This window comes from Rheinheimera sp. MM224, from assembly GCF_947090785.1.
GTDB lineage: Bacteria > Pseudomonadota > Gammaproteobacteria > Enterobacterales > Alteromonadaceae > Pararheinheimera.
In genome coordinates this window covers 236,066-248,659 of the sequence record NZ_OX352320.1, presented here as the reverse complement: position 1 = coordinate 248,659, position 12,594 = coordinate 236,066, and the positions used below count along the sequence as shown (strand labels likewise).

15 protein-coding genes are annotated in these 12,594 nt (G+C 47.9%); 7 read left to right on the top strand and 8 right to left on the bottom strand.

The annotated features are described in order from the left end of the window. Positions 1 to 48 precede the first annotated feature (48 nt). The 3 genes from OM978_RS01200 (at position 49) to OM978_RS01190 (ending at position 3,252) form a co-directional block, all read left to right on the top strand. Positions 49 to 387: a tRNA-binding protein gene (locus tag OM978_RS01200; protein WP_264344852.1), complete on the top strand. Its 339-nt coding sequence runs from the start codon at positions 49 to 51 to the stop codon at positions 385 to 387. Between the two features lie 72 nt (positions 388 to 459). Next, positions 460 to 1,821: an energy transducer TonB gene (locus OM978_RS01195; RefSeq protein WP_264344851.1), complete on the top strand. Its 1,362-nt coding sequence runs from the start codon at positions 460 to 462 to the stop codon at positions 1,819 to 1,821. 78 nt (positions 1,822 to 1,899) lie between these two features. Next, positions 1,900 to 3,252, top strand: a complete 1,353-nt coding sequence (locus OM978_RS01190; protein ID WP_264344849.1) for an energy transducer TonB — start codon at positions 1,900 to 1,902, stop codon at positions 3,250 to 3,252. On the opposite strand, the gene OM978_RS01185 is transcribed toward OM978_RS01190, so the two are convergent. The 8 genes from OM978_RS01185 to cyaY form a co-directional block, all read right to left on the bottom strand. After that, complete coding sequence (locus OM978_RS01185; RefSeq protein ID WP_264344847.1) at positions 3,241 to 3,750, bottom strand: DNA-deoxyinosine glycosylase; 510 nt, start codon at positions 3,748 to 3,750, stop codon at positions 3,241 to 3,243. The two genes, OM978_RS01190 and OM978_RS01185, sit on opposite strands and share 12 nt — an antisense overlap. Positions 3,751 to 3,753: 3 nt before the next feature. Continuing rightward, positions 3,754 to 4,836, bottom strand: a complete 1,083-nt coding sequence (locus tag OM978_RS01180) for a heme biosynthesis HemY N-terminal domain-containing protein (protein ID WP_264344845.1) — start codon at positions 4,834 to 4,836, stop codon at positions 3,754 to 3,756. Further along, entirely contained in the window at positions 4,833 to 5,954 is a 1,122-nt protein-coding gene (locus OM978_RS01175; protein ID WP_264344843.1) for a uroporphyrinogen-III C-methyltransferase, read from the bottom strand. Before OM978_RS01175 ends, OM978_RS01180 begins: the two co-directional genes overlap by 4 nt. Further along, a complete protein-coding gene (locus tag OM978_RS01170) occupies positions 5,947 to 6,717 on the bottom strand; it encodes a uroporphyrinogen-III synthase (RefSeq protein WP_264344841.1) in 771 nt (256 codons plus the stop codon). Before OM978_RS01170 ends, OM978_RS01175 begins: the two co-directional genes overlap by 8 nt. 5 nt (positions 6,718 to 6,722) lie before the next feature. Then, positions 6,723 to 7,649 carry a hydroxymethylbilane synthase gene (gene hemC / locus OM978_RS01165; protein ID WP_264344839.1) on the bottom strand — a complete coding sequence of 309 codons (927 nt, stop codon included), beginning with the start codon at positions 7,647 to 7,649 and terminating at the stop codon, positions 6,723 to 6,725. Between the two features lie 84 nt (positions 7,650 to 7,733). Then, a complete protein-coding gene (locus tag OM978_RS01160) occupies positions 7,734 to 8,522 on the bottom strand; it encodes a DUF2914 domain-containing protein (protein WP_264344836.1) in 789 nt (262 codons plus the stop codon). A 16-nt stretch (positions 8,523 to 8,538) separates the two neighbouring features. Further along, a complete protein-coding gene (locus OM978_RS01155) occupies positions 8,539 to 9,210 on the bottom strand; it encodes an alpha/beta hydrolase (protein WP_264344834.1) in 672 nt (223 codons plus the stop codon). A 38-nt stretch (positions 9,211 to 9,248) separates the two neighbouring features. Continuing rightward, complete coding sequence (cyaY, locus tag OM978_RS01150) at positions 9,249 to 9,572, bottom strand: iron donor protein CyaY (protein WP_264344832.1); 324 nt, start codon at positions 9,570 to 9,572, stop codon at positions 9,249 to 9,251. A gap of 72 nt (positions 9,573 to 9,644) precedes the next feature. Between cyaY and lptM the strand changes: the two genes are divergently transcribed. From lptM to OM978_RS01135, 4 genes are read left to right on the top strand one after another with little or no spacing between them, the layout of a single operon-like run. Further along, positions 9,645 to 9,812, top strand: a complete 168-nt coding sequence (gene lptM / locus OM978_RS21490) for an LPS translocon maturation chaperone LptM (RefSeq protein ID WP_145987571.1) — start codon at positions 9,645 to 9,647, stop codon at positions 9,810 to 9,812. Beyond that, entirely contained in the window at positions 9,812 to 11,062 is a 1,251-nt protein-coding gene (gene lysA / locus OM978_RS01145; protein ID WP_264344830.1) for a diaminopimelate decarboxylase, read from the top strand. The genes lptM and lysA overlap by 1 nt, the downstream gene beginning before the upstream one ends. Continuing rightward, positions 11,063 to 11,932: a diaminopimelate epimerase gene (gene dapF, locus OM978_RS01140; protein ID WP_269822977.1), complete on the top strand. Its 870-nt coding sequence runs from the start codon at positions 11,063 to 11,065 to the stop codon at positions 11,930 to 11,932. Continuing rightward, positions 11,929 to 12,594: a DUF484 family protein gene (locus OM978_RS01135; RefSeq protein ID WP_264344827.1), complete on the top strand. Its 666-nt coding sequence runs from the start codon at positions 11,929 to 11,931 to the stop codon at positions 12,592 to 12,594. Before dapF ends, OM978_RS01135 begins: the two co-directional genes overlap by 4 nt.

The window sequence follows — 12,594 nt, the reverse complement described above, 5'->3', positions numbered from 1 at the left end:
TGCTGATATGTAAAGCTAACTACTTGTTAAACAAAAATAGTGGCTGGTATGGAATTAATTAGCTGGGAAGACTTTGGTGCAGTTGAACTCAGAGTGGGTACTGTCATTGAAGTCGCGGATTTTCCGGAAGCCCGCAAAGCGGCCTATAAGCTGAAAGTAGATTTTGGTGCGGACATTGGTATCAGGCAATCCAGTGCTCAAATCACGGCCCTTTACAGCAAAGAGCAGTTGCTAGGGAAGCAGGTCATTGGCGTAGTCAACTTCCCGACTAAACAAATAGGACCTTTTCGCTCTGAATGTCTGATCACTGGGTTTTACCGACCCGACGGCGCTGTAGTATTGGCGATACCTGAACAAAAAGTGCCTAATGGCAGCAAATTGGCGTAACAAAATATTTACCTGAAGCAAATCAATAGGTAACATCAAACAGCTTCATTATCGCTTAATCAGGAACAAAGGATGTTTAAACAATTAGTCATGGCGACTGTACTGGCGGTATCGATCACAGCTCAGGCCGATTTATCACAAAGTGTAAAGTTCTATCAGGAAAAAAACTATAGCCAGGCCAGAGCTGAGTTTGCCCACCTGGCCTCACTAGGTAATGCAGGAGCAGCTTTTAACCTGGGTGTAATGGCATTGTATGGTGAAGGAGAAACCAAAGATCCAGTGCGTGCCTATGCGTATTTTTTATTTGCGCATCAGCTCCGGCACGTCAAAGCAGCGGATGTTTTACAACAACTAAGTACGACTGTCACTGAGTCACAGCAACAACAGGCACAACGGATGTCTGTTCAATTGCTGCAACATTCTATTCCGGTATACAGCGCCAACGAACCAGCTCCAGCCCATCAGGAGGTGTTCAGAACAACGCTGCGCAGAGACCATCCAAAATACCCTGTGGAAGCGGCAAAAAATGGGATATCAGGTTTTGCCTTAGCCAAACTGGTCGTTGATCAACAAGGCAATGTTGTTTATGTAAACACACAGTATGGCTTGCCCGATCTAACCTTCGCCAAAGCCACCGAAATAGCCTTGCGTCGCTGGAAGTACAGTCCTTCACCGGTAATAAGCATTCATACAGTACGAATGGAATTTTCTTTGGATCCGGTGAACCCCCAATCCGCTGAGCGACAAAAGTTACGCAACACCCAGATCCAGCTTCTGCATCAACAAGCCTGGCCTGGAGCTTTAGCAGGTTCTGCCAGACAACAACTGTTTCTTGCTGGCCTGCTTGACTACCTGCAAAACCAGAGTCGTACCTACGCTTTAATGAATCAGCCTATTTCAACACCGCCCACTTTAGCGGATCTCAGTCATGCAATCGACGAAGGGAAATCTCATACAATGCCCGCTTTTATGGGGGAAGCGTTTCTCGTTGTCAATGCAACACAACAACTGCAAAGCGTTCAGCCTATTACAGGTACAGTTCCGTTACGTGCAGGAGAATCGATGGCAGGATTAGCTCAAGGGGTGTACAAAATAACACCCCAGGATCTGAATTACGGTAAAAGTGCGCCTGTCGTCTATGCCACAGAGCAGATGCATATAGAGTCCATGCTCACGGCCCCCATGGAGTGGACCAGTAATTATTGGCTGGATCAGGCAGCTCGTAATGGAGATTTAACAGCTCAACGTGCCAGAGCAGTTAATCAGCCTTACTGGGCTCACTACTTGCAACAACAACATGATCCAGAAGCTTTAGGGTGGTTTGCTATTGAACTACTCAGCCAAAACAAGGTGCCTGAAGCGAAAGCAGCTTTTGACAAAGCAAAAAAGGCCGGCTTCAGGAGCAGTTCAAACTTAGATGAACTGTTTGATTAATACCCGGTACTGCCCACCTTTAGTAATGAGGAAAAGCAGCGCAACCAAAAAATACAGCCGTAGAAAAAGGAACAACGGATGTTAAAACAACTTTTAGTCAGTTCAGCTTTGCTGATGTCATTTTTAGTCCAAGCCGATACTTACCAGGCAGCCCAGCAGTATCAGCTACAACACTATCAGCAAGCTAAAGCAGAGTTTGAACGGCTGCTGCCTCTAGGCAATGAACTGGCCGCTTTTAATCTGGCTGTGATGGCGATGAAAGGTCAGGGCATGGAGCAGGATCTGGTGTTGGCCTACCTCTATTTTCTAATAGCCGCTGAACTGGGCCATCCGGATGCAGGCACTGGCTTGCAGACTCTGAATGCGCACCTGACTACAGCACAAAAACAGCAGGCGCAACAACAACTGCTGTTGCAAAAAGACCAGCGGGTGCCCTCTTATGCCACTATGCTGGCGCAACGTAAAGCCTCTTTTGATCACACCACGCTACCTGAAGTGATTGAAAGGGTTGAACCCAAATACCCAATCACTGCCGCCCGCAAAGGCACTCAGGGTTTTGCAGTAGTACGCTTTCTTGTTGATGAACAAGGCGAGGTTATTTACGCCAAAACCCAGCATAGTTTTCCTGCCGGAGTTTTTGACGCAGCAGCAGAGCAAGCGTTGCGCCAATGGCGTTATCAGCCATCCTCAGTTAAATCGATCCGTACTGTCACTCTGAATTTTAGTTTGGATGTCGATGGGCAAGATCAATGGAGGAAAAAACTGCTGCTCTCGCTGACTAAGGATTCATGGCCTGCAGCACAAGCCGGAGTAGCCTATTCCCAATACAGCAATGCTATTTTGCTTAATTATTTGGATCAGGCTGCTATTGGCCCCGTAGACCTGACGCAGAGCACAGAAGAATTCCCGAAGCTTTCAGATTTCAAATCAGAAAAAGCCAAAGCAGTTAAGATGCCAGCCTTTAACGGCAGCGCTATGCTCACAGTAGATCCAAATAAAAAGCTTAAACAACTGACCATACTTTCCGGCGAAGTTCCTTTTGCAGAAGGCGACACCCTGAGTTTTATCAATAAGGCTGGTGATTACAAAATTGCCCCTTGGGATCTGAACTACAACACAGGCAAAGCACCGCTTTACGCCAAAGATAAGATGTATCTTAAGCAGCTCCATCAGCGACCTAAAGAATGGACCGACGAATACTGGCTGGATCAGGCTGCCCGCAATGGCCTGCTTGAAGCTCAACGTGCGCGGGCTCAATTTGATAAAGGTTGGGCTAGCTATCTGCAACAACAGAAAGATCCGATGGCTTTAGGCTGGCAAGCCATTGAGTTGCTAACCAAACAGAAAACTGACGAAGCAAAAACCATTTTTAATCAAGCAATAGCAGCGGGTTTTGAAGCCACGCCAGAACTAGAAGTGTTATTCCAATAAAGCCTTGGCCCATAACTCCAGCTTCTGCTCTTTGCTTTGGCTGGCATGAGCTGGGCTACTGGAAGGCAGTTGAAAATACTCGATGTCAGTGCGGTGTTTAATCAGCGGTAGCAGATGACGTTTAAACTCTTCTGCTGCTTTGGCGCCGTTAAAACACACCTTTAGAATTTGTGGTTGTGCTTCCAGCAATTGGGGTATCGCATTGCAAATCACAGTGCTTTTTTTAATGGCGCTATCCAGACTACCCGGCCGCTCACAGTGTGCTATCACATCCCACAGCGCTATGCCCTGTTCAGTCAGTAACTGACAACGCTGCTGATAATTAAGCTCAACCGGAATACCAAACAGCTGCTGCATAAAAGGCCAGAATAAATTGCGTGGATGGGCGTAATAACGTTGCTCAAGAAGAGAAGCGGCACCAGGCATACTGCCAAGCAACAGGAGACGAGGCCTGACACCTAAAATAGGTGCCAGTCCTGTTAATAACTCAGACGACATAAATTAAGTTTTTAAGCCCGGCTGATACTGCAAAGCTTTTTGCCAGGCCATTTCGGCCTGCATAGGTTCGCCGTCTTGCTCAGCACAATAAGCAAGAGTCGCATAAAGCACTGCATCTTCTTTGTGATCCCGCAACCAGTGCTGCAGCTGTTTACGCAGCAATACCACATGCCGCTTTAACGGAATTTGTTTCAAAACGGACCACGCCAAAGGCAAGTCGCTGTAAGCTAAGTTATCAACCAGCAGCTTTTCAGCCTGCTCTACCTGACCCGCTTTGACTTTCGCCCAAACCCGACCTAATACAGCAGCCATCGACTTACGTTCTTTCGACGGCAACGCCAGCCAATACTCACTGGTTTCGTCAAATACACCCTGGGCAGCCAGATTACGGATAGCCTGCGGATAAATCTGATAACGCTGCGCTTGCCACTGCGCTTTGGTAAACCACTTTTGCTCTATGGCTTTAAGTACAGTATGAAAGACTTCAATATTATGACCAGCAGCTAATAGGGCCTGAAAATACAGAGGAGCTAATAAAGGCGCATCTGCTGGTATCAACATAGCAAGCTGTAATAACTCCAGCGCAGCTTTGGCCTGATTCTGGCGCAGCAATAAATCAGCTTTGACATAACAACTCTGAGCTTGTGTTGCATCCAGCTGTTCGGCCAGTTGCATAGCTTTAGTCGCATGTCCGGCCTGCAAAGCGGCGTAGCAGGCCATACTCTGACGTAGTATAGTAAATTCTGGCATAGCGTCAGAGCGGTCAAAATACTGTTCGGCATCCTGAAAACGACCTGCAGCCAAGGCCAAAGCCGCTTGTTCAAAAGCCAAACGGGCTTTGCGCTGCTGACGGCCACGAAACGGATTGAGAGTCCAGTTACGGAAGCCCAAAAACGGCCGTAAAATTCGTAACGTCAGCCATAACAAACTCAGGCTTAACAACAGAATGATGGCAAAACCCACCAGCGTCATTTCGATTGTCCATGGACCCAGCACCAGCATCAGATAACCCGGATTCTGCGTCAGCCATGGCCCCAGCCACATGGCCGCAGCCAGCAGCAAAACCACTATCAGCAAACGGATCATGGGTTGATCTCCACCATGCTTTGACGCATGACCTGATCAAGCACGGCGCTGGATTGCAAAGCCGCAGGTGCAGGGAAAGCCACAGGCAAAGCAGCCAGTTGGACTAATTGCTCTGATGCAGCTTTGACTTTTGGATCAACAGCAGCAAAATAACGCTGTAAGGTATCCATCGCCTGCTGTAATGCAGCCTGATACAACTCGCTCTGATACTTCATTGCCGCCAGTTCAGCCAGCAACAGCTGTTGCTGTAAGGTGTTACGCAAACTCAGTTGCTCACCTGCAGATAACACAGACAAATCTTCCGGCTGAGTTGGACGCACATGCACTAACGAACTCCAGAATGAATTCCAGTGCTGTAGTAAAGTAGTTTGCCAATCAGAACTGGTAGCAGCTACGGGCTCTGCGTCGTCAAGTTCACGCTCACTTTGACGTAGCGGCAAATCAAACACAGCTTTACGCAAACTAGTTAAACCCAGTTGAATTTTGGCGACATCAGGCAAGGTGTTTTTTTGCAGTTCAGCTAAATCAGTCTGAATTGCCTGACGTAACGGCTGCATGCTGCTGTCCTGCAATAAGGCCAGCTGCTGTTCAGCGCCTTGCAATAAACGTAATGCCGCTGGCATGTCCTGCTCTAACCAGATTTTTTGTCCGGCCAGTTGTAATAGCTGCTGAATTTGCCATAACTGCCAGGTACGGCCATTACTCAGCTGTTTTTTACTTTCCAGTTGCAATTGCAGCAAGGCCTGTTGTTGCTGTTGATCCAAAGTGCCTTGTTGTTTTTGCTGGTCAACAACTAATGCCAGTTGCTGTTGTAATTGATCAGTCAGTTGCTGATGCTGCTGTTTACCTTGTTCAGTTTGTTGCAGTTGCTGTTGTTGCAATACTTGCTGTTGCTGCTGCAACGCAGTCCACTGCGGCCATAGCCACCAAATCGCTGCGGCAATAGCAGCGACCAAAATCAGATTCAATATTAAAGAAAACCATGCAACAGCACGGCCTGTTTTAGCTGATGGTAACGGAGTATTTTTAATCGGGTCTTTTTTAACCGGATCAGGTTTAGCCGAACCTTGGGAGAGTGGAGATTCAGAGGCGGTAACAGCCACCGGCGTATCAGTCATGACAAGTTCCTCTTAACTGGCAAATAGCCTCCAGTAACGCCTGATCATTGGCACTGGCTGACAAATAAATACGGGATCCGTCGATCCCAAGTTCTATAGCGGCTTCTTTCATCCGCGGGCTGACCATTATCCATAACTGTTGCTGTAACCAGCTATGTTGCTCTTTTGGCAATAACTCAAAAATAAGCTGTAAAATTTCGTTACTGGTGACCACAATACATTGAATATGTTGCTGATGCCACTGGTCTGACAAGCTTTGTCCATCTAAGGGTAAAGGCACTCTGCGATAACTTTGCACATAATGAATATGAGCACCGCGCTGTTGTAAGCCTTTTTTAATCAGCTCGCGGCCTGCGTTTCCCCGCACTATCACAATATGTTTGTCAGCTACATCCTGTAGCTGAGGTAAAGCCAATAACCCCTCACTACGCTGATCCTGCGGCACCAGTACTTCGCGGCCACTGCATTTCTCCAGCACTGTGGCTGTCGTAGTTCCGACAGCCACTAAAGGCGCAGTGATCTTCCTGCAATCGTATTGTTGCTGCAAGCAGCTGACCGCGCTGACGCTGACAAAAATCACCTGATCAGCCTGTTCCAGCATAGTGCCAGCCTTGGCTTTTAACGGCACTAACTGGGTGGTGATCAAAGGTTGGTATAAATAGGGAATAGCCAGTTCATCTAAACTGGCCAGCAACTGATCCGCCTTGCCCGCAGGTCTGGTTATCAGTACCGGGCACAAAGGATCCAGCAGTGGAGTCGTCACGCCAATCAGGCCTGACGGTAGACCGCATCTAAAATGCGATCTGCGCCTAACGCCAGTAATTGTTCAGCCAGTTGAGTCCCCAACTGCTCTGCTTGAGTAGCGTCCCCTTTGATTTCTGAACGTAAAATTTCAGAACCATCCAACTGTCCGACCAAACCACGCAGCCAAAGTTCATTGTGCTGAAGCACAGCAAAAGCACCAATAGGCACCTGACAACCGCCCTGCAGCTTGCGGTTCATCGCCCGTTCGGCCAACACACAAATACGGGTTTCCTGATGTTCCAGCGGCGCTAATAGCTGTTGAACCACAAAATCATCGCTACGGCATTCAATACCTACAGCGCCCTGACCATTGGCCGGCAAACTGGTGCCAACCTCCAGAAAGCTGGCAATACGGGCTTCAAAACCTAAACGTATTAAACCAGCAGAAGCCAGAATAATGGCGTCAAACTCACCCGCGTCCAGTTTTGCCAGACGGGTGTTGACGTTGCCACGTAAGTCTTTGATCTGTAAATCTGGTCGCATGGCTTTGATTTGGCACTGGCGACGTAAACTGGAAGTTCCGACTACAGCCCCTTGGGGTAAATCAGCAAGCTGTTGAAAGGTGTTGGAGACAAAAGCATCACGTGGGTCTTCACGCTGGCAAATGGTATGCAGCATCAAACCTTCAGGAAAATCGACCGGTACATCTTTCATGCTGTGGACTGCTATATCAGCACGGCCTTCCAGCATGGCGGTTTCCAGCTCTTTGACAAACAAGCCTTTACCACCAATTTTGGCTAAAGGAGTGTCCAGAATTTTATCGCCCTGAGTCGACATAGGCACTAGCTCAACCTGTAAACCTGGGTGGGCAGCTTCGAGTTCAGCTTTGACAAAATTGGCTTGCCATAAAGCTAAAGCACTTTTACGGGTGGCAATGCGGACAAGGTTCATAGGTACTCCTTAACACAGCGGAAACAGCAGCAGCGAAATGATGATAAAGGCTGGTCTGCCTGAAAATGCCGCTTAGTATAGTCTTTAATGGTAATGAAAGTGATGGCTAAACAGCAGATTTTGTTGTGGATCAAGGATTTCGACCCGCCATTCGCCTTTTTGGCCCGCGTCGAATTCTTTTCTGCTGTAGGTACGCCAGTAATCCAGTTTGACCGGCAGTTTAATGCGGGTCATCAGTTTGCCTTCGTAATACCAAAGATGTTCTATGTTCTGACCATTTAAACCTTTGACTTCAGAATACAACGCCAGCTGTGGAACTGTAGCTGCGTCAATCTGTTCACCCAGGCTGCGGGCTTTGGCTGAAGGCGTTTCGTTGGTCAACAAGGCCAGTCTTAATACTCCAGTGTCTGCACTAAATAATGGTGCACCTGCTTCTGCCGGAGTTTCTGCAACTAAAGCTGTTTCAGCAACAGCGGGCTGTGGTGTCACAGTAGCATCGGATAACGCTGGAATGTCTGCTGGTTTGACTTCTGGCGCAGCAGTTTCAGTGTTTACCGCTTTAATGGGTACAGGCTCTGGTTCAGGGTTTTGCTGCACAGCTTCCAGCACCAGTTCAGGTGTGGCGGCTTCAATAGATTCAGCAGTGATCACAACTGGGGCCGTTTCAGCCACAGAACTAATGACGGCATCAGGTGACTCAACATTTAGCCAGCCATACAACAGCAGAGCAGCAGCACAAAGCGTCAATACTGCACCGGCAATACGCCGCCAATGCCAGTGTTGCTCTGTTGTTGGTTCAGGCAAATCGCCAGGAGCTGATGCTGCAGCACCCAGACTTACCCGAACGACCAATTTTTCCTGTGCTGTTGTCACTTTGACTGTTCCATTTTTAAAGTGCTGGTAATTGCTGCTGAATAAAACGACTGATATCGGCAATTTGCTGTGGGCACACACTATGGCCCATACGGTACTCGGCCCAATTCACCGTAAAACCGGCAAATTTCAGTGCATTAAAAGCAGCCTGACCTGCACTATAAGGCACCACTTCATCGTGAGTGCCATGATTCACCAACACAGCTGTGCTTTTGTTAGCGCCTGTCATTTCTTCTTTTAATTTGCCCGGCACAGCCATATAAGTAGAAAGCGCCATCACACCAGCCAGTTTATAAGGCAAACGAGGCAGTAAGTGTAAGGCAATCACACCACCCTGACTAAAACCCGCCAACAGAATACGATTGGCCGGGATGCCCTGCTCAATCAGTTTGTCCAGTAAGGCTGTGACTGCAGTGGCCGATTCACGCACCCCGGTTTCGTCTGCTCTGTCGTTTAAATCCCAGGTTTTAATATCGTACCAACCGCGCATCTGCATACCACCGTTGATAGTGATAGGACGCACAGGTGCATGAGGGAATAAAAACCGGATGCCAGAGCTTTTTGGCAAACGTAATTCCGGCACTATAGGTGCAAAACCATCACCCGAATCGCCTAAACCATGTAACCAGACTACAGCGGCATCAGCCTGACCTGCGGGTTTTACATCGACAAAAGGAAGTAACGCCATTGTATTTCTCTATTTATTTTGTTTACTGACCGCATCACTCATGAGTTATCGGCAAGTACTACGTTTTGACCAGACTGTTTACTAAAGGCATCGGAAATGAGTGCCCAGAACTCAGCACCTGTTCTGTTATCAATCCAGACACCGTCTTTTAATTCAAAATGGTGGCCATTAAATTTAGTCGCGACCCACAGCTGATGCAGTGGAGGTTGCTTATTAATAATCACCTTACTGCCATCGACAAAGCTGATGCTTAACAAGCCACCGTTCGACTCATAATCCAGATCCAGGTCCAATGCTTCTATCGCATCTTCCACCGCAAGCAGCACCTGATCGGTCAGTTCGTCATATTCTACGTCATTCATCGGTTTCACCTGTTTGCTTTTGCTGTTAAGGATGCGATTATAGAGCGCAAAATAATTAATGAAATAAAAACCATGAATACAAAGCGACAAAGACTGGTGTGCATCCTGTTGCTCAGCCAATGGTTACTGGCCTGTGGCCAAAAAGGTCCTTTAACATTGCCTCAAACCCCACAACCCAATAAAGCGCCGGCAGAACAACCAGCGCCAGCCGATCAGCCAGTAGTTTCAAAGGAACAGTAGTGGATTACTTTAATTATCAGGATCAGAACTTATTTGCCGAAGGCGTTGCGTTAGCCGATATTGCCGCAGAATTTGGCACGCCAACTTATGTCTATTCCCGCGCGACCATTGAGCGCCATTACAAAGCTTTTGCTGAAGCTGCACCCAGCCGTGACTTATTAGTTTGTTACGCCGTTAAAGCCAACAGCAATATAGCCCTATTAAACCTTTTGGCTCGCCTTGGCAGTGGTTTTGATATAGTTTCTGAAGGTGAATTACGCCGTGTATTGCAAGCCGGTGGCGATGCAAAAAAAGTGGTGTTCTCTGGTGTAGGTAAGTCTGTCACCGAAATTGAGTTTGCGCTGCAAACCGGCATCAAGTGTTTTAACGTCGAATCTATTCCCGAGCTGGAACGTATTCAGCAAGTGGCCAGCCGCCTGAATATCATTGCGCCTATTTCTATTCGGGTGAACCCTGATATCGACGCCAAAACCCATCCTTACATTTCTACCGGCTTAAAAGCCAATAAGTTTGGTATCGACATTAACGACGCGCTCGCCATGTACCAGCAAGCCGATGCCGCTTCGCATTTAAACGTTTGTGGTGTGGATTGTCATATCGGTTCACAACTGACCGAAACCCAGCCATTTTTAGATGCCTTAGATAAGTTACTGGCGCTGATCGATAAATTAGCTGCAGTGGGTATCCATTTAAGCCATATCGATATAGGTGGCGGTTTAGGTGTGCCTTATGATGGCGAAACTCCGCCACATCCTGCTGAATACGCAGCCAAAGTGGTAGAAAAACTGGCGGCTTATCCACAACTGTCACTGATTTTTGAACCGGGCCGCGCCATTATGGCCAACGCCGGTGTACTACTGACCAAAGTGGAATATCTAAAGCCGGGTCAGGAAAAGCATTTTGCTATTGTTGATGCTGCTATGAACGACTTAATTCGCCCGGCACTTTACAGTGCATGGCAATCTATTATTGCTGTGCGGCAAAAACCTGAAATTCCTGCTGTGACTTACGATGTGGTAGGTCCGGTCTGTGAAACAGGTGATTTCCTTGGTAAAGACCGCGCTTTAGCGCTGGAGCCAGGTGATTTACTGGTGGTGCGCTCAGCAGGCGCTTATGGTTTTACCATGAGTTCCAACTACAACAGCAGACCCAGAGCCGCAGAAGTGCTGGTGGACGGTGACCGCAGCTATTTAGTCCGCCAGCGTGAGCAATGGCAGGACCTGTGGCGCGGTGAACAGTTGGTACCCTGAATGATCCCAGACAATAAATTTAAAGATCGTAACAACCAAACCTTAGTGCATTTCTCAAAAATGCACGGTTTGGGCAATGACTTTATGGTGATAGACGCCGTCAGCCAAAATGTGTTCTTAACCAAAGAACAAATCAAAAAGCTGGCCGACCGCAACTTTGGTGTAGGTTTTGACCAGTTGCTGATGGTGGAACCACCTTACGATCCGGATCTGGATTTTCATTACCGTATCTTTAATGCCGATGGTTCTGAAGTTGAACAATGCGGCAATGGTGCACGCTGTTTTGCTAAGTTTGTCCGGCATAAAGGCCTGACTAATAAATACAAAATTGCGGTCAGCACCAAGTCCGGCAAAATCACTTTGTATATAGAGCAGGATGGTCAGGTTACGGTCAATATGGGCGTGCCGCAGTTTGATCCGGCCAAAGTGCCTTTTAAAGCACAGAAGCAAGAGCTGAACTATATTTTGCATAGTGAAGACGCAACGACTTTATGTGGTGTGGTGTCGATGGGCAATCCGCATGCGGTGATACTGGTCGATGATATTCAGACGGCCCCGGTGCATCAGTGGGGGCCGGTTTTTGAAAATCACGAACGCTTCCCTGAGCGCGCCAATATAGGTTTTATGCAGGTGCTGTCGCCTTCTCATGTCAAATTAAGGGTATGGGAACGTGGCGCAGGTGAGACTCTGGCTTGTGGTACAGGCGCTTGCGCTGCTGCAGTTATTGGTCAGATGCAGAAAAAATTACAAACCCAGGTAAGGGTAGATTTACCAGGCGGCTCTTTGCAGATCCGCTGGCAAGGGCCTGGCCAACCCGTCAAAATGACAGGGCCAGCCGAACATGTTTTTGATGGACAATTATTCTTATGAGCGACCTTCCTCTCGATACAGCACTGGTGAACCCTGAACTGGCCGAAGCCAGCCTGATTGTTGACTATCTCTATGATCATCCTGAATTTTTTCTTGAACATCCGGAGCTGGTAAGCCGTTTACGTTTACCGCACCAGCAACGAGGTGTGGTGTCTTTAGTGGAACGTCAGTTGGAATTACAGCGCGAAAAAATCCGCTCCTTAGAAGACGACATCACTCGCCTGATGGGCATAGCCCGCCAGAACGAACAGATTTTTTATGCACTGAACGATCTGCACTTACAGTTATTAAAAGCCGCTGATCAAACTGCATTGTTAGAAGCCCTTCAGGCTTTTACCGCCCAAATGCCGCATGTACAAAGTTGTGTGTTAGTCGATTTGCAGCAAAAAACCGATCAGGTCGCACAGTTACAGCTGATATTGCAGCGCCGTTTAAGTGGTAAAACTTACTATTTTGGCCGGATGAACCGCGACGAAATGTCAGCACTGTTTGAACCTCATATTCATTCTGTCTCCTTGCAGCTGTTAAAGCTATCGGAAGACCAACAGTTCCTGCTGGCCTTTGGCAGCGACTCAGACGAGCATTTCCAGCCAGGCATGGATACCTTATTTTTGGACCATCTGGCGAAGCTGGTGTTGGCCGTTTTACCCACTGCTATCTGA